The following is a 16,875-nucleotide window of genomic DNA, read 5'->3' as shown; positions in this document are numbered from 1 at the left end:
TCATGAAACGCACCCTCCCCGTCAAATTCCTGGCCCTGAGCCTGGCCATGGGCCTGGTCGGGCGGCCGATGCGGGCGGCCGCCGAAGACATCGACATCTTCACCGGCGCCTCGGCCGGCACGGCCGGCAATCCGCGCATTCTGATCGTGCTGGACAACACCTCGAACTGGGCGCGCCAAAGCCAGCAGTGGCCGGGCGGCCTGCAGCAGGGCCAGTCGGAAGCGCGCGCGATCGCCAGCGTGCTGTCGAGCCTGAGCAGCTCGGTCAACCTGGGCCTGATGGAGTTTGTGACCGGCGGCAGCGCCAATGACGATGGCGGCTTCATCCGCTATGCCGTCAAGCCGATGACGGACGCCAACAAGACGGCCTTCACCGGCCAGCTGAGCCAGATCTACAACAACATCAACGACCCGATCGAGAAGCGCAATTCGAACACGTCCTACGGAAATCTGCTCTATGACGTGTACAACTATTTTTCCGGGGCCAATAGCTATTCACCCGCTGCCGTGCCATCCAGCACGGCCGATGGCGATGGCTATACGAGCCGCTACAGCACGTTCAGCACGCCGCTGACGGCCGATAATCTGTGCGGCAAGACCTTCATGATCTTCATCGGCAATCCGAACAGCAGCGGCCCGCGCGCCGATACGGCGGCCAATACGGCCCTGCTGGCGGGCCTGGGCGGCGTGACTTCGCAGATCGGCCTGCCGGGCCTGACGACGGCCAACACCACGGTATCGACGCAACTGGGCGTCACCTCGGCCTGCTATGCGAACGCCACGGCGGCGTCGGCTGAGCTGAGCAACTATGCGGCCACCTGCTCGTCCTACACCGAAGGCTGCAGCATCGGCGGCGCCACCAGCAACAGCGCGCCGATCGCCTGCCCGGCCGGGCAGCTTAGCTACACGGTCAAGCAGTCGGTCTACACGCCGCCCACGACTACGGTCGGTGCACCGGTCACCGGCACCAGCGTGGTGAGCTCGGCACCCAGCAGCGGCTACTACGCCTCGGCCGGCGCGGTCGACACCAGCACCGATACGGGCGGGCTCAGTTGCCCGTCCGCGAGCACGAGCACCAGCGGCAACAGCAGCACCACCACGTCCTATACCTGCAGCTACAGCGTGGGCGGCATCGTGGCCGGCACCAGCAGCAGCACAGTGTCGAGCACCACCGGCGCGCCGGTCACCACCAGCAGCCAGACCACGTCCTACTACATCTCGGCAGCTTCGGTGAACGCCAACCTCGACCATGGCAGCCTGAGCTGCCCGTCGAACACCAGCAGCACCAGCGGCGGCGTCACCACCAGCACCACCTATGCCTGCAACTACACGGTTGGCTCGGCCGTGGGCGCGACGGCCACCGGCACCAGCACGGCCAGCTATGGTCCCTACACCGGCACCACCACCAACTACTACAGCTCGGCCGCGGCCGTCGACCCGAATGCCGACCACGGCAGCCTGAGCTGCCCGGCCACGACCGTCAGCACCAGCGGCGGCAACACCACCACGGTCAGCACGGTGTGCAGCTATACGGTCGGTGCCGCCACGGGCGCGCCCTCGACCGGCACGCCGGTCACCACCACCGGCATCACGACCAACAGCTACAGCTCGGCCGCCAGCGTCAATGTGAACAGCGATCACGGCAGCCTCAGCTGCCCGGCCAACAACACCTGCACCTACAGCCTCGGCAGCGCGGTGACGCCCAATCAGGTGAGCACGGCCACCACCAGCCTTTGCTACCGCGCCGTCAGTGGCGGCACCGGCACCACCTACTGGGTCAACTCGGGCGACAACGCGGGCCTGAGCTGCCCGAGCGGCTATACCTGCTCCTACAGCGGCGCCGACGGCAGCACGGCCGGCTGCGCGGGCACGGGCTCCAACATCGAGCACATCGTGGTGACCCAGACGGCCGTGCCGAACAGCACCAAGTACAACGTGATCCAGACGGCCACACCGATCACCTACAAGTACACGATCACCCAGACCGGGGTGAAGACCACCACCATCACCAGCAAGTACAACGTCAGCCTGACGGCGACGCCGACCACCACGGTGACCACCGGCGTGGCCAAATTCACGATCACCCAGACCGCCGTGCCCAGCAGCGTGACGACCACCACCACGCCCGCCTACACAACGGTGAATGTACTCGGCTACACCGACCAGTGCTATGCCGCACCGCCGGCCAGCACCAGCGACTACGCCAGCAGCTGCACCGGCACCAATATCAGCTGCACCTACAACAACACGCCGACCTCGAGCACGCTGGCACGCTGCCCGGGCGGCACCAGCCTGTACACGGTGCAGGGCACGAACATCACCCTGGTCGACACGCCGAACGGCACCAGCACCACGGATACGGCCACCTACAACGCCGACGAGTGGGTGCGCTTCATGCACGACAAAGGCATTCCGATGGCGGGCAGCACGATCCGCCCGAGCGTGACCACCTATACGATCGACGTCTACAACAAGCAGCCGAATGCGACCTTCACTTCGCTGCTGATGAGCATGGCCAAGGTCGGCGGCGGCAAGTACTTCGCCGCCAAGAACGAGCAGGCCATCATCGACGCGCTCAAACAGATCTTCGTCGAGATCCAGGCGGTGAACACGGCCTTCGCCTCGACCTCGCTGCCGGTCAACGCGACCAACCGCTCGCAGAACGAGAACCAGGTCTTCATCGGCATGTTCCGCCCCGACCCGAGCGCCAAGCCGCGCTGGTTCGGCAATCTCAAGCGCTATCAGCTGATCGGCGCCAACGGCGACCTTGGCGACGTCGATGGCCAGGCGGCCATCAACACCGTCACCGGCTTCATCACGCCCTGCGCCACGTCCTACTGGACCAGCGACAGCGGCAGCTACTGGAATGGCCTGGGCATCAATCCCGACCCGGCCGGCACCTGCGCCACCACCACTTACAACGCCTACTCCGATGCGCCCGATGGCCCGCTGGTGGAAAAAGGCGCGGTCGCCGAGATTCTGCGGCGTGGGAATGTGCCCGCCGCCAGCGCCTCCGGCTTTGCGGTGAACCGGCGCGTGCTGACCCAGTCCGGCACCTCGCTGGTGAACTTCGACACCGGCAGCAGCGGCCTGTCCGATAGCCTGGTGCGCTTCATCCGCGGCGAGGACGTGAACAACGAGCTGACCACGGGCGCCAGCACCAATACCCGTCCCTCGATCCACGGCGATGTGATCCACTCGCGCCCCCTGCCCGTCAACTACGGCGGCAGCACCGGCGTCACGGTTTTCTACGGCGCCAATGACGGCACCCTGCGCGCCGTCGATGCCAACACCGGGGTCGAGCGCTGGGCCTTCGTGGCGCCCGAGTTCTTCTCGCGCCTGCAGCGCCTGTCGGACAACAGCCCCTTGATCAGCTATCCGAATCTGGCCGCCGGCATCTCACCGACACCGACCGGCAAGGACTACTTCTTCGACGGGACCACGGGCGTCTTCCAGAATGCAGACGACTCCAAGGTCTGGATCTTCCCCTCGATGCGGCGCGGCGGCCGCACCGTGTATGCGCTCGACGTGACCGATCCGGCCAACCCGTCCTACAAGTGGAAGATCGGCTGCCCCAACCTGTCCGACGACAGCGGCTGCACGGGCGGCTTCACGAATATCGGCCAGACCTGGTCGACCCCGAACGTGGCCTTCATCAAAGGCTTCTCGACCACCACGCCGGTGGTCATCTTCGGCGGCGGCTACGACAGCTGCGAGGACGGCGACACCGCCAGCCCAAGCTGCAGCAGCACCAAGGGCAACCGCATCTACATCGTCAATGCCGATACGGGCGCGCTGATCCAATCTTTCACCACCTCGCGCGCGGTGGCGGCCGACGTGGCCCTGGTCGACGCCGACAACGACGGCTACCCGGACTTCGCCTACGCCGCCGACACCGGCGGGAATATCTACCGGGTCGACTTCGTCAACGGCGGCTTCACGCCGCTGGCCTCGGCCGCCTGGACCGCACGCCGCGTGGCCTACACCAATGGCGGCGGACGCAAATTCCTGTTTGCCCCGGCCGTGCTGGCCGTCGGCACCAAGGCTTACATCGCCATCGGCAGCGGCGACCGCGAGCATCCGCTCGCGTCCAACTATCCGTATTCGAGCGTGACCAACCGCTTCTACGTCTACAAGGACGACCTGACCGCAGGCGCGGCCACACCGGCCAAGGACATGGACACGATGAGCAATTACAGCACCGATGGCGGCTGCGCCACCACGGCTGTGACGCCGTCCTCGGGCCTGAGCGGCTGGTTCATGAACCTGAATGAAAACGGCCCCGGCGAACAGACCGTGACCAGCGCCCTGATCGCCGCCGGCATGGTCACCTTCTCGACCAACCGCCCGGTGGCGGCGGCAGCCGGCACCTGCAGCACGGCCCTGGGCGAAGCACGCGGCTACTGGGTCAATCTGTTCAATGGCTCGGGCGGCATCCAGACGGCCGGCACCTGCGGCGGCACGCGCTCGTCCACCTTCGTCGGCGGCGGCCTGCCGCCTTCGCCGGTGCTGGCGACCGGTGTACCGGTCAATGGCAAGGCGATTTCGGTGGTGATCGGGGCGATTCAGCGTGATGGCGGGGCCTCGGTGGCGATCGCGCCACAAAAGGTACGCCCGAGCATTACTTCGAAACGGCGCCGCACCTACACGACTACTTCGGGCGACTGAGGTTCAGGCGGCGTTCGGCAGCAGCGGCGGGAAGAATACGCGCACCGAGCTGCCGCCGCCGCCCGCTCCGGATTCGATGCTGACGCTGGCCGCATGGGCGCGTGCGATGTCGCGCACAATCGCCAGGCCCAGGCCCGTGCCGCTGCTCTTGTCGTCCAGCCGCACGTGGCGGCTGAACACTGCCTGGCGCATGGCCGCAGGAATACCAGGGCCATTGTCCTCGACCCGCAGCCAGGTGCCTTCGGCATTGGCGCCGCAGACTACCGTCACGTGGCCGCCGGGCGGCGTGTAGCGGATCGCATTGTCGATCAGGTTGTCGGCCAGATCGCGCAGCAGGAAGGCTTCTCCGAGCAGCGGCGCTTTGGCCAGATGAAAACCAATGTCGATCTGTTTGCGCCCTGCCTCCTCCACGGCCAGCTGCACCGTATCGGCCAACAGGCTGGCCAGATCGAGCGGCCGTAGCTGGCTGGCGTCAAAGCGGTCCGGCTCCGCCCGCGCCAGGGCCAGCAGCTGTCGGGCCTGACGGATCATGCGTTCGCTCGCCGTCTGGATCAGGGCCAGCGCCCGCGCGCTCTCCGCATCGTCGGCATGGCGCGCCCGCAGCACTTCGAGCTGCAGCTGAATGCCGGCCAGCGGCGTGCGCAGCTGGTGCGCCATGTTCGCCAAAAAGGCATGCTGGTCGGCGCGCGCACCGGCTGCCTTCTCCAGCAGTTCATTGAAAGCCTGGACCACGGGCGCCAGTTCGCGCGGCAGGTCGGGCAGATCGAGCGGGGTGAAGTCGCCCGCCTCGCGCTCATGCAGGGCGCTGCGCACGCGTGCCAGCGGGCGCAGGCCGATGCGCAGCGAGACGCCGATGATCAGCACCGCCGCCACCGTGAACAGCAGTTCCAGCGGCAGCAGCGCGCGTACGATTGATGCGCGCCACTGCGCGCGCTGGCGCACCGTGCTGGCGACAGCGATGCGCAGCTCCTTGCCTTGGACGCGCAGGCTGCGTTCCACCAGCCGCAGCGACTCGCCCTGCCACTGCAGATCGCGCGTACCGCCGCCCTGCCAGGCCAGCGCGCGCTCGCCGCCGAGCCAGCGGCCGTCACCGGTCTGCACATGGAAGATCAGGGTCTCCTGCGGGTCGGCCTCGAGGATGTCGCGCGCGGCCGGCGGCAGGGCCAGCACCAGCTGGCCATCCTGCAGCTGCACGCGGCGCGCCAGCGCGCCGGCCAGACTGCCAAGGCCATGGTCGATGGCCGATTGCGCCGGCAGCCAGGCCAGCGTGTAGGCCAGCACGGCGCCAGCCAGATTCACCAGCAGCAGCGGCGCGATCAGCCAGGCGAACAGGCGGCCGCGCAGACTGCTCACGATCCGGCTTCCAGCATGTAGCCGAAGCCGCGGATCGTACGCAGCGCGACGCCGGCATCGGCGATCTTCAGGCGCAGGCGCGAGACATACACTTCCACCGCATTCGGCGTGACTTCCTCGCCCCAGGGCAGGATGGCGTCGATGATCTGCTGCTTGGACACCACGCGGCCCGGATGCTGCATCAGGTATTCGAGCACGGCCCATTCGCGCACCGACAGCTCGATGGCGCGCTCGCCCACGCGCACGCGGTGCGCGTTCGCGTCGAGCACCAGGGCGCCCAGACTCAGGACGGTCGGCTGGGGCGCCGCGCGCCGCGCCAGCGCCTTGATGCGGGCCACCAGTTCGGGCGTGGCGAAGGGTTTGATCAGATAGTCGTCGGCGCCCAGATCGAAGCCGCGCACGCGGTCCTCGACGGCGTCGCGCGCGGTCAGAAACAGCACCGGCACAGTGCTGCCGCGCGCGCGCAGGCGGCGCATGATTTCATAGCCGTCGATGCCGGGCAGGCCGATATCGAGCACCACCACCGCCACCTCGCTGCGCAGCAGCGCCTGATCCGCGAGCAGGCCATTGTTGACGACCTCGACCTGCATGCCGTGGCCGCTGAGCACACGGCTCAGGCCATCGGCCAGCACGGCGTCGTCTTCGACAAGAAGTACATGCATGGGCGGCATTATCAGTCATTTCATCAGCGAGTCACAATCGCTTGAAATAATTGACGCATGGAAACCACACGCCGACGCCCCAACCCCGCGCTGGCCCCGGCGGTCGCACTCATGCGCCGCTTGCGCCTCCTCCCGAAATTTCTGCTGGTCTGCACCGTGCTGCTGTTGCCGCTGGTGATCATCAGCAGTCTCTACATGTCGAGTCTGAACCGCTCGGTCGGTGCCAGTCTCGATGAGATGCAGGCCCTGGACGTACTCGCCCGCGTCGACCTCGCAAGCCGCCGCGTACAGCAGCTGCGCGCGCTCGAACACCTGCGCCTGAGCGGCAAGGCGGACCTCGATCAGCGCGCCCTGCGCGCCGACACCGACGCGGCCATCAAGGCCATCGACACCCTGGAGCTGACGGCGCCCGCACTGAGCGCCGTGCACCAGCGCTGGCAGAATCTCGGCACACCGGCGAAAGCCGCCGACAGCCTGGCCGCCCACCAACAGGTGCTCGACGCCCTCGCCCTGCTACGCCGCCAGCTGACCGAAGCCTCGGGCCTGGCGATCGACGCCGACATCCAGGGCAACCAGTTGGCCGCCGCCAGCACACGCACCCTGCCCGCGCTCGCGGCCTCGCTGGTCGACATCGGCGCGCGCGGCGGCGCCTACATCGATACCGGCCTGTTCGCCGCCAACGAGGACCAGCTGGTCAACGCCGCGGCCATGGTGGCGCGCTACGAGATCGACGGTCTTGGCCAGCAGTACGCGGCCTTGTTCAGCGGCGCCCCGCAACTAAAGGGCGCGCTCGCCCCGGCCCAGCAGGCCGCAACCGCGAGCGTCCTGGCCTTCCTCGAACGCACCAGGAATGAAGTGAGCAATTCCTACAACCAGACCTCGGGCGGCGCGTTTCTGGCGGCGGCCCTGGACAGCGCCGACCAGCTCTACGCCCTGAGTGCGGCCAGCCAGCGCAGCCTGCAAGGCCTGCTGGCGGCGCGTGTGCAGCGCGACCGCATCTATCGCAACAGCGTCGGCGCCGCCATCGTGCTGGTGACCCTGCTGGCGGCCTGGCTGATCGCCGGCTTCTACGCTTCCTTCTCGCATGACATCGGCGAGCTGCGCGCGGCCGTCAAACGCACCGCCGCCGGCGACCTGAGCGTGGGCCTGCAGGCCGACGCCGAGGACGAAATCGGCGAACTGGCGGCCGCCTTCAGCCAGATGGAAGCCGACCTCGTGGGGCTGGTCAGCCGTATCCGCCAGGGTGCCAGCCACCTCGGCGACGCCACCGACGACATCGGCGGCAGCCACCGCGACATCGCCGAGCACACCGACAGCCAGGCAATCGCCCTGCGCCATGCGGTGGAGACCATGCGCGCCCTGAGCGCCACCGTGCGCCGCAATGCCGACAGCGCACGCGCCGGCCTGAGCATCGTGCAGACCGCCAGCAGCGTGGCGGCCGACGGCGGTGCCGCCGTGCAGGACGTGGTGGCCACGATGGCGTCGATCCGCGCCAGCGCCCACAAGATCGCGGACATCATCGGCGTCATCGACGCCATCGCCTTTCAGACCAACCTGCTGGCCCTGAACGCCGCAGTGGAAGCGGCCCGCGCCGGCGAGCAGGGGCGCGGCTTCGCCGTCGTCGCCGGCGAGGTGCGCACGCTGGCCCAGCGCGCCGCCGCCGCCGCCAATGAGATCAAGGGCCTGATCCAGAGCTCGGTGCGCACCGTCGACAGCGGCAATTCGCTGGTGGCCACGGCGGGCGACCGCATCGGCCGCCTGGTCGCCGCGGTCGGCGAAGTCAATCAGGTGATCCACGATATCGCCGACGCCGGCCATCTGCAGACCAAGGAGATCGGCCAGCTCGAAGGCGCGCTGGCCGAAGTGCATGCGATGACGCGCCAGAACGAAGATCTGGTGGCCGGCGCGCATCAGGCGGCGCAGCGTCTGCGCACCGAAACTGAGCAACTGTCGGTAGCGGTCAGTCAGTTCAAACTGGGCGACGCCGAGCCCCAGGAAACGGACGCGGCCGAGCCGGCGCGCCTCCCGTGGGCAGCGTAGGACTAGACCTACAAAAGATCATGCACACAGCCTACATTTGTACGACTGTCAATCTTATGTTCGCCGCCTCCCAATCGCTTTAAAGTCGGTGTCAAGGACGTCCCGTCCATGAAACCCTGCGATTGTGAGGCATCCATGAATACCACCCACACCTTGCATCGGGCCAGCAGCGCCCTGCTCGGCGGCCAGGCGGCAGACAAGGCACTGGCGCTGGCACCGCTGCCCGGGGCCAGTCCTGGGCACGCCCAGCAAAACGAACTGCTCGCGGCCCTGCCGCGCGCCGAGCTCGAGGCCCTGTTCCCGCATCTCGAACTGGTCCCTCTGCCCTTGGGCAAAGAACTGTTCGAGTACGGCAGCCGACTCGACTACGTGTTCTTCCCCACCAGCGCCATCCTCGCCCTGCTGTATGTGATGGAGGACGGCGCCACCACTGAAATCGCCGTCATCGGCCACGAAGGCGTGGCCGGGGTCTCGCTCTTCATGCACGAGCGCGCCATCTGCAGCGCCGTGGTGCAAAGCGCGGGCGCCGGCTTCCGCCTGCGCAATCAAACCCTGCGCGAGGTCTTCGCGCAAGGCGGCATGCTGCCCCAGCTGCTGATGCGCTACACCAATGCACTGTTCGCGCAGATGGCGCAAAACGCCGTCGGCGGACGCCACAGCTCGATCGAACAGAAGCTGTGCCGCTGGCTGCTCGACCGGCTCGACCGCAGCCAGGGCAATGTGCTCAAGGTCACGCAGGAGCTCATCTCCATCATGCTCGGCGTGCGGCGCGAAAGCATCACGGCCGCGGCGGGCAAACTGCAGGACGAAGGCCTGATCCACTACCGGCGCGGCACCATCACCGTGCTGGACCGGCAGGGTCTCGAACACTATGCGGGGGAATGCTACAAGGTCGCCAAAACCGAATACGACCGCCTGCTCATGGATGTAGCACGCTGCTAGGCGTGGTGGTGGCCAGCGGCAGGCTGGCCGACAGCACGGTGCCGACGCCATTGATACCACGGCCCACGTGCAGACTGCCGCCCAGCAGCAAGGCGCGCTCGCGCATGCCGACCAGGCCGTGCGAGCGCGGCTTACTGACTGCATCGGTGTCGATGCCGATGCCGTCATCGGTCACGCGCAACAGTAAGTGGCCGTCCTCACGCTCGAGCTCGACAATTACGTGGCGGGCCTTGGCGTACTTGAGCACGTTGTTGAGCGACTCCTGCACGATGCGGAAGATGGCGATCGTGTGCATTGGCCCGGCGGCGTCGACATCGCCCGCGATCAGCGTATCGCAGGGGATGCCGCTGAGCTTGGTAAATTCATCGGTGTAGCTCTCGAGCGCGGCCTTGAGGCCCAGATTGTCGAGGATGCTCGGACGCAGGTCCTCGACGATGCGGCGCTTGAGCGCCACCGTATGCTGCACCATCTGGCGCGCGCGCTGCAGCTGCTGCAGCAGCTCGCCCTGCTCGGGCTGCAATTTGCTGGCCACGCTGGCCAGGTCCATATTGATGGCCGTGAGCTTGGCCCCCATTTCGTCGTGCAGTTCGCGCGCGAGCTTGGCTTTTTCGGTCTCCGACACATTGATCAGATGGCGCGACAGCACCGACAACTGCTCGGTCCGGCGCGAGACCATCATCTCCAGATTTTCATTCGATTCCTTGAGCTGCCGTTCGGCCGCGATGCGCTTGAAGAAGCCGCGCCGCACCAGGCGGTAGAACAACACGAGCACGAGGATCGCCAGCGCATTGATGCCAATGCCGAGCAGCACAGCCTTTTGATATTCATTGTAGAACTGGGCCGTGCGCGCCTTCAGCAACTCGTCCTGCTCCTGCACCATGATGACGACCTGCAGGCGCACCTCGTCCATGGCCGAGCGCCCTTCGCCAATGCGGGCCAGCCGCACGATGTCGGACAGGCCGCCCTTGCGGTAGACCTCGAGACCCTCATCGAGCAGCTGCAGCTTGCTTTCGATAAGCTGGCGCAGCTGGCGCAGATTACGCAGCTGCGAGGGGTTGTCAAGCAACAGGCTTTCCAGCTGGCGCAGCTCGCGCTCCACGGCCTCGGGCGCCTGGCGCGCCGGGCCCAGATAAGCTTCATCGCCCGAGATGAAATAGCCGCGCTCGCTGCTTTCGGCATCCATCACCAGCACATTCACATACTGCAGACGATCGGCCACCTCGGCCGTCCGGCTCATCAGGGCCGTGGTCGATTTCAGGGATTGCAGATCATGCGACAAGCTCAGTGCATTGACCACGAGGATCAGCACGCAGACCAGCAACAGCACGGTCTGGTAGAGCGGAAGGCGCGGCGCTTCGGCCGACTCGTGAAAGAAATCCATGCGCGTCCGTCCGTGTGGAATTGGGCCGATTATAGTCTGGCCCCGGGCGCGCACGGCTGAACTCTGCCTCAGTCGAGCAGATTGCTTTTCATCGCGTAGTAAGTGAGCTCGCTATTCGATTGCATGCCCATTTTTTCCATCACGCGGGTGCGGTAGGTCGACACGGTTTTAATGCTCAGCGACAGGGCCTGGCCGATGTCGGACACGGTCGCCCCCTTGGCCAGGCGCAAAAACACCTGAAACTCGCGGTCGGACAGTTCGGTATGGGGGGCTGTGTGCGGATCGCGGTCGAAACTCTGGGCCAGCAGTTCGCCGACCTGGGCGCTGACATAGCGGCGCCCCTGGAACACGGTGCGCACGGCAAGCTTGAGCTCGTCGGCATCGCATTCCTTGTTGAGATAGCCATTGGCGCCCATCTTGAAAAGATTGAGCGCATATTGCTGGGCCGGATAGCCGGACAGGATCAGCACGGGCAGATTCGGCTGCCCCTGGCGGATCGTGCGCAGGATATCGATCCCGCTCTGGTCGGGCATGGCGATGTCGAGCAGCAGCACGTCGCAGCTTTCGCGGCGCGCAATGTCGAGCGCTTCGCGCCCGCTGCCGGCTTCGGCCACGACTTCAAACTCGTCTTCGGCGGAGAAGATCTGTTTGAAGCCGGCCCGGACTATTTGGTGGTCATCACAGATGGCAACGCGAATCATGGCATCCCACGACGGCGCCCAGGGTTCTACATCGCGAGCTTCAACACATCAAGAATGCCGAGCAATTCCTGGCGGATCGCCGCCACATCCACCGCAGCGCGGGCGCTGGGCGCCGCGGGGAGACTCGTCTCGGACTCTTCAGCCGGCGCTGCGGACGCGCCGATACGCGCGTCCAGCTTGTTGCGGGCGCCGCTAATGGTGAAACCCTGTTCGTACAGCAGTTCGCGGATCCGGCGGATCAGCAAAACTTCGTGGTGCTGGTAATAACGCCGGTTCCCACGGCGTTTGACCGGTTTAAGCTGGGTAAATTCCTGTTCCCAGTAACGCAGCACGTGCGGCTTTACACCGCACAGCTCGCTCACCTCACCGATCGTGAAGTAGCGTTTGGCCGGAATCGGCGGCAGCGTGAACTCGGGCTTGTTGGTCATGATTCAAGCTCAGCTGGCACGCGCGGCCGGTTCGGTCCCTTCCACCATGGCCTTCAGCTTCTGGCTCGCATGGAAGGTCACGACGCGGCGCGCCGTGATGGGAATGGCTTCACCGGTTTTCGGATTGCGTCCCGGACGCTGCGGTTTGTCGCGCAGCTGGAAGTTACCGAAACCGGAGAGCTTGACGGCCTCGCCGCGCTCGAGCGCATTGCGAATCTCGTCAAAAAACGTCTCGACCATGTCCTTGGCCTCGCGCTTGTTCAAGCCCACATGCTCGAACAGCATTTCAGCGAGCTCGGCCTTGGTCAAGGTCGGCAATGCTTTTTCCGCTTCGCGTCGGGTCTTGGCGACCTGCATCGCACGATGCAGGTCGGCATCCAATGCAGACTGGAGGACGGCGGAATCCACGTCGTTGCTGTTAATTTTCTTACCCTGCCTTCTCTGGGGTTTAAGAACGTAGCCTTGCGCCATGCTGCTGCTGCGCAGCGGCGGCCATGGAGCTCATCAATGCCTCAACGACATCGTCCTGCAAGGTGTTTTGAGTATCTTGCAGAGCAAAGCGGAATGCAAGACTTTTCTCGTCGATTTCCAAACCTTTGCCGCGATATTCGTCAAACAAAACAATGGCTTGCACGATCTTACCAGAAGCTTGCTGAGCTGCGGCAGCCCAGAAGCAGTCGAGCATGGCCTGGGCCGGCACGGCCTGTTTCACCACCAGGGCGAGGTCACGAGTTGCCCCCGGGAATTTCGAGATTTCTTTATATTCCGGCAGCTTTCGTTGCTGCAGTGCCACAGCGTCCACTTCGAACAGCACCGGCGCCTGCGGCAGCTCGTACTTCTGCAGCCAACGCGGATGCAATTCGCCGATGAAGCCGATGTCGCGGCCGTCGAGCAGCACGCGCGCGCAACGGCCCGGGTGCAGGGCCGGATGGGCCGCCTTTTCAAAGCGCAGCGTCGCCGGTGCGAACAGGGCTTCGAGGTCGGCCTTGACGTCGAAGAAGTCGACGGCGCGCGTCGGCTGGCCCCACTGCTCATCGGCGGCAGGACCGTAGGCGATCGCGGCGACCTTCTTCGGCTGGGCGTAGCCAGCCACCGACAGCGTGCCATCGGCCACGCTGGCGTCACGCACGAAGGCGGCGCCGACTTCAAACACGCGCACGCGGCTGGCCTTGCGGTTCAGGTTGTAGCGCACATTGGCCACAAGCGAACCGATCAGCGAGGAACGCATGACGCTCATCTGGCTGGCGATCGGGTTCTGCAGCTTGATCGGCGCGCTGTTGTCGCAGAAGTCCTGCTCCCAGCTGGCTTCGACGAAGCTGTAGTTGACCACTTCCTGGTAGCCGAGGTCGGCCATCTGGTGACGCACGGCGAACAGCGAACGCGTGTTTTCCGACGCGATGCGCATGGCGTTCGGCGCGACCGGCGGGCGGGCCGGAATGTTTTCGAAACCGTAGACGCGGGCCACCTCCTCGATCAGGTCTTCCTCAATTTCGATGTCGAAACGGTAGGACGGCGAGGTGACGGCGAACTGCCCCGGCGCGCGCGTGAAGGGCAAGCCCAGGCGCGTGAAGATGTCGGCCACCATGTCGTCCGTGATCGGCACACCGATCACCTGCTGGGCACGGGCCGTGCGCAGGATCACGGGCTGGTGCTGGGGCAGATTCACGATGTGGTCATCAATTGGACCGACCGTGGTCTGCGCAGTTCCGCAGACTTCGAGAATCAGGGCCGTGATGCGTTCGATATGCTCGACCGTGGTCGCATAGTCGACCCCGCGCTCGAAGCGGTGCGCCGCGTCGGTCGAGAAGTTGTACTTGCGCGCACGGCCCTGGATGGCCTGGGGCCACCAGAACGCAGCTTCCAGGTAAATATGCGTGGTGTCGAGCGAGACAGCGGTGCTGTCGCCGCCCATGATGCCGGCCAGCGACTCGATTTCCTTGTCGTCGGCGATCACGCCGACCCAGTCGTCGACGGCGATAGTATTGCCGTTCAGGAGCTTGAGCTGCTCGCCCGGCTTACCCCAGCGCACATCGAGCCCGCCGTGGATCTTGTCCAGATCGAACACGTGCGAGGGACGGCCGAGTTCCAGCATCACATAGTTGGAGATATCGACCAGGGCCGACACCGAACGCTGGCCGCTGCGCTCGATGCGCTGCTTGATCCAGTCGGGCGTGGCCGCCTTGGCGTTCAGATGGCGGATCACGCGGCCGGTAAAGCGGCCGCACAGGTCGGGCGCCGAGATTTTCACGGGCAGCACTTCCTGGCTTGTCACCGGCACGCTGCGCGTGGCCGGCAGTTGCAGCGGCGTGCCGGTCAGGGCCGACACTTCGCGCGCCACGCCGAGCACCGACAGGCAGTCGGCCTTGTTGGGCGTGAGCTTGATCGTGAACTTCAGGTCATTGAGGGCCAGATAATCGCGGATGTTCTGGCCGACCGGCGCATCGTCCGGCAGTTCCAGCAGGCCGCCATGCTCGTCCGACAGCTTGAGCTCGCGTGCCGAGCACATCATGCCCTGCGACTCGACGCCGCGCAGCTTGCCGACCTTGATTTCAAACGGCTTGCCGTCGGCGCCCGGCGGCAGCACCGCGCCGGCCATGGCGCACGGCGCCTTCATGCCAGCGCGCACGTTCGGCGCGCCGCAAACGATGTTCAGATGGGTGCCCGTGCCGACATTGACCGTGCACACATTGAGGCGGTCGGCATTCGGGTGCTTGGACACTTCCAGCACCTCGGCCACAACCACGTTCGAGAACGGCGGGGCGACCGGCTCGATCTCTTCCACTTCCAGGCCCGACATGGTCAGCAGATGCGCCAGTTCATCCGACGTCATCTTCGGATCGACCATCGTGCGGAGCCATTTTTCCGAAAATTGCATGTTCTCTCGCCTTGGGAATTAGTTGAATTGCTTCAGGAAGCGCAGGTCGCCTTCGTAGAACAGGCGCAGGTCATTGACGCCATAGCGCAGCATCGTCAGGCGCTCGAGGCCGGAACCGAAGGCAAAGCCGATATAGCGCGCCGGGTCGAGCCCGAAATTGCGCACCACAGTCGGGTGCACCTGGCCCGAGCCCGACACTTCCAGCCAGCGGCCCTTGAGCGGACCGGAACCGAAGGCGATATCGATCTCGGCGGACGGCTCGGTGAACGGGAAATACGAAGGACGGAAGCGCACCTGCAGGTCCTCGGTCTCGAAGAAGGCCTTGACGAAATTCAGGTACACGCCCTTGAGGTCGGCGAAGCTGATGTTCTCGTCGATCCACAGGCCTTCGACCTGGTGGAACATCGGCGAGTGGGTCGCATCGCTGTCGACGCGGTAGGTGCGGCCCGGGGCGATCACCTTGATCGGCGGCTGATGGCTGCGCGCATAGCGCACCTGCATCGGCGAGGTGTGGGTACGCAGCAGCAAGGGCTTGCCCTGGCTGTCATTGCCTTCCACGTAGAAGGTGTCCTGCATCGAGCGGGCCGGGTGGTTTTCCGGGCTGTTGAGCGCGGTGAAATTGAACCAGTCGGTCTCGATTTCGGGGCCGTCGGCCACATCGAAGCCGATCGAGGCGAAAATCTGTTCGACCCGTTCCCAGGTGCGCATCACCGGGTGCAGACCGCCGATCGCGCGGCCGCGGCCGGGCAGGCTGACGTCGATCGCTTCGGCATTCAGGCGCGTCTGCAGCTGGGCATCGGCCAGGGCCTCGCGGCGCGCCGTCAGCGCGCCTTCGATGGCTTCCTTGGCCACATTGATCTGGGCGCCGGCGGCTTTGCGCTGCTCGGGTTCGAGCTTGCCCAGACCTTTCATCAATTCGGTAATCTGACCGGTCTTGCCCAGGTATTTGGCCTTGGCGTTTTCCAGTGCGGCGGCATCCGCGGCGGCGAGAAAGTCAGCCTGCGCGGCGGATACGAGCTGATCCAGGTTCGTCATGGGTGTGTTTTCCAGTCCACAATCAAAAACGGGGCATCGGTGTGACCCTCTGCCCCGCTCTCTTGGCGTCTGCCTGGCAGACGCCGTTTGGCTTGCTGTGCCTTAGGCGGCCAGCTTGGCCTTCACGGTGTTGACAATCGCGGCGAAGGCCGGCTTGTCAGTCACTGCCATATCGGCCAGGACTTTACGGTCCAGTTCGATACCAGCCTTTTTCAGGCCGTTCATGAAGGCGCTGTAGGTCATGCCGTGCGAACGCGAAGCCGCGTTGATACGGGTGATCCACAAAGCGCGGAAGACGCGCTTCTTGTTGCGGCGATCGCGGTAGGCGTACTGGCCAGCGCGCATGACTGCTTGCTTGGCGACGCGATACACGCGCGAACGACGACCACGGTAGCCTTTGGCAAGGTCCAGGACTTTCTTGTGACGGGCACGTGCAGTAACCCCACGTTTAACTCGAGGCATAGTAGCTCCTTGATAGTGAGATTAAGCAGACGGCATCATGCGCATGACGCTCGTGACGTCCGACGCATTGATGTTACGGGTGCCGCGCAGTTGACGCTTGTTTTTGGTGGTTTTCTTGGTCAGGATGTGGCGTTTGAAGGCCATACCCGATTTCACGGTGCCACCGGGACGCACGCGAAAACGCTTCTTCGCGGAGCTTTTGGTTTTCATTTTAGGCATAGATTTTCTGCCTTCTCAGGCAGCTCCATGGTTAGGATTGCAGGTGGCAGCCCTGTGCTGCGCTTTTGGTGCCTGCTCTCACAAATGTCCGTTCCCTAAAGAACAGAGCC

At 65.2% G+C, this 16,875-nt stretch carries 13 protein-coding genes; 3 read left to right on the top strand and 10 right to left on the bottom strand.

Features of this window, described 5'->3' with window-relative positions:
- The first annotated feature begins 2 nt into the window (after window positions 1-2).
- A complete protein-coding gene (locus LZ005_RS06820; RefSeq protein WP_237805994.1) occupies window positions 3-4,667 on the top strand; it encodes a PilC/PilY family type IV pilus protein in 4,665 nt (1,554 codons plus the stop codon).
- Window positions 4,668-4,670: 3 nt separating this feature from the next.
- Here the strand turns inward: LZ005_RS06820 and LZ005_RS06815 are convergent, their stop codons facing one another.
- Window positions 4,671-6,020, bottom strand: coding sequence for a sensor histidine kinase (locus LZ005_RS06815; RefSeq protein ID WP_237805993.1), 1,350 nt, complete (start codon window positions 6,018-6,020; stop codon window positions 4,671-4,673).
- On the bottom strand, window positions 6,017-6,682 hold the full coding sequence (locus tag LZ005_RS06810) for a response regulator transcription factor (protein ID WP_237805991.1): 666 nt from the start codon (window positions 6,680-6,682) through the stop codon (window positions 6,017-6,019). Before LZ005_RS06810 ends, LZ005_RS06815 begins: the two co-directional genes overlap by 4 nt.
- A gap of 120 nt (window positions 6,683-6,802) precedes the next feature.
- Between LZ005_RS06810 and LZ005_RS06805 the strand changes: the two genes are divergently transcribed.
- Complete coding sequence (locus LZ005_RS06805; protein ID WP_237805989.1) at window positions 6,803-8,722, top strand: methyl-accepting chemotaxis protein; 1,920 nt, start codon at window positions 6,803-6,805, stop codon at window positions 8,720-8,722.
- 135 nt (window positions 8,723-8,857) lie between these two features.
- Window positions 8,858-9,664, top strand: coding sequence for a Crp/Fnr family transcriptional regulator (locus LZ005_RS06800; RefSeq protein WP_237805987.1), 807 nt, complete (start codon window positions 8,858-8,860; stop codon window positions 9,662-9,664).
- On the opposite strand, the gene LZ005_RS06795 is transcribed toward LZ005_RS06800, so the two are convergent.
- The 8 genes from LZ005_RS06795 to rpmI form a co-directional block, all read right to left on the bottom strand.
- Window positions 9,642-11,045 (bottom strand): CHASE3 domain-containing protein, encoded by a 1,404-nt coding sequence (locus tag LZ005_RS06795; RefSeq protein ID WP_237805985.1) that lies wholly within the window; start codon window positions 11,043-11,045, stop codon window positions 9,642-9,644. The two genes, LZ005_RS06800 and LZ005_RS06795, sit on opposite strands and share 23 nt — an antisense overlap.
- 68 nt (window positions 11,046-11,113) lie before the next feature.
- Window positions 11,114-11,746: a response regulator transcription factor gene (locus tag LZ005_RS06790; protein ID WP_237805984.1), complete on the bottom strand. Its 633-nt coding sequence runs from the start codon at window positions 11,744-11,746 to the stop codon at window positions 11,114-11,116.
- A gap of 26 nt (window positions 11,747-11,772) precedes the next feature.
- A complete protein-coding gene (locus tag LZ005_RS06785) occupies window positions 11,773-12,174 on the bottom strand; it encodes a MerR family transcriptional regulator (protein WP_237805982.1) in 402 nt (133 codons plus the stop codon).
- A gap of 9 nt (window positions 12,175-12,183) precedes the next feature.
- Window positions 12,184-12,645, bottom strand: coding sequence for an integration host factor subunit alpha (locus LZ005_RS06780; protein WP_237805980.1), 462 nt, complete (start codon window positions 12,643-12,645; stop codon window positions 12,184-12,186).
- Window positions 12,623-15,049: a phenylalanine--tRNA ligase subunit beta gene (gene pheT / locus LZ005_RS06775; RefSeq protein WP_237805978.1), complete on the bottom strand. Its 2,427-nt coding sequence runs from the start codon at window positions 15,047-15,049 to the stop codon at window positions 12,623-12,625. Before pheT ends, LZ005_RS06780 begins: the two co-directional genes overlap by 23 nt.
- Window positions 15,050-15,067: 18 nt before the next feature.
- Window positions 15,068-16,084 carry a phenylalanine--tRNA ligase subunit alpha gene (gene pheS, locus LZ005_RS06770; RefSeq protein ID WP_237805977.1) on the bottom strand — a complete coding sequence of 339 codons (1,017 nt, stop codon included), beginning with the start codon at window positions 16,082-16,084 and terminating at the stop codon, window positions 15,068-15,070.
- Window positions 16,085-16,186: 102 nt separating this feature from the next.
- Window positions 16,187-16,546, bottom strand: coding sequence for a 50S ribosomal protein L20 (rplT, locus tag LZ005_RS06765; protein WP_237805975.1), 360 nt, complete (start codon window positions 16,544-16,546; stop codon window positions 16,187-16,189).
- A 21-nt stretch (window positions 16,547-16,567) separates the two neighbouring features.
- Window positions 16,568-16,765: a 50S ribosomal protein L35 gene (rpmI, locus tag LZ005_RS06760; protein ID WP_119811915.1), complete on the bottom strand. Its 198-nt coding sequence runs from the start codon at window positions 16,763-16,765 to the stop codon at window positions 16,568-16,570.
- Between the last annotated feature and the right edge of the window lie 110 nt (window positions 16,766-16,875).

The sequence above is a fragment of the Massilia sp. TS11 genome (assembly GCF_022012445.1).
Taxonomy (GTDB): domain Bacteria; phylum Pseudomonadota; class Gammaproteobacteria; order Burkholderiales; family Burkholderiaceae_D; genus Telluria.
This window is presented reverse-complemented; position numbering and strand designations above follow the sequence as displayed.

Bases quoted from the DNA above. Each gene is read 5' to 3' on its own strand.
- LZ005_RS06780 (WP_237805980.1), bottom strand. From the start codon at position 12,645: ATGGCGCAAGGCTACGTTCTTAAACCCCAGAGAAGGCAGGGTAAGAAA.
- LZ005_RS06810 (WP_237805991.1), bottom strand. From the start codon at position 6,682: ATGCATGTACTTCTTGTCGAAGACGACGCCGTGCTGGCCGATGGCCTG.
- rplT (WP_237805975.1), bottom strand. From the start codon at position 16,546: ATGCCTCGAGTTAAACGTGGGGTTACTGCACGTGCCCGTCACAAGAAA.
- LZ005_RS06790 (WP_237805984.1), bottom strand. From the start codon at position 11,746: ATGATTCGCGTTGCCATCTGTGATGACCACCAAATAGTCCGGGCCGGC.
- pheT (WP_237805978.1), bottom strand. From the start codon at position 15,049: ATGCAATTTTCGGAAAAATGGCTCCGCACGATGGTCGATCCGAAGATG.
- pheS (WP_237805977.1), bottom strand. From the start codon at position 16,084: ATGACGAACCTGGATCAGCTCGTATCCGCCGCGCAGGCTGACTTTCTC.
- LZ005_RS06795 (WP_237805985.1), bottom strand. From the start codon at position 11,045: ATGGATTTCTTTCACGAGTCGGCCGAAGCGCCGCGCCTTCCGCTCTAC.
- rpmI (WP_119811915.1), bottom strand. From the start codon at position 16,765: ATGCCTAAAATGAAAACCAAAAGCTCCGCGAAGAAGCGTTTTCGCGTG.
- LZ005_RS06820 (WP_237805994.1), top strand. From the start codon at position 3: ATGAAACGCACCCTCCCCGTCAAATTCCTGGCCCTGAGCCTGGCCATG.
- LZ005_RS06800 (WP_237805987.1), top strand. From the start codon at position 8,858: ATGAATACCACCCACACCTTGCATCGGGCCAGCAGCGCCCTGCTCGGC.
- LZ005_RS06785 (WP_237805982.1), bottom strand. From the start codon at position 12,174: ATGACCAACAAGCCCGAGTTCACGCTGCCGCCGATTCCGGCCAAACGC.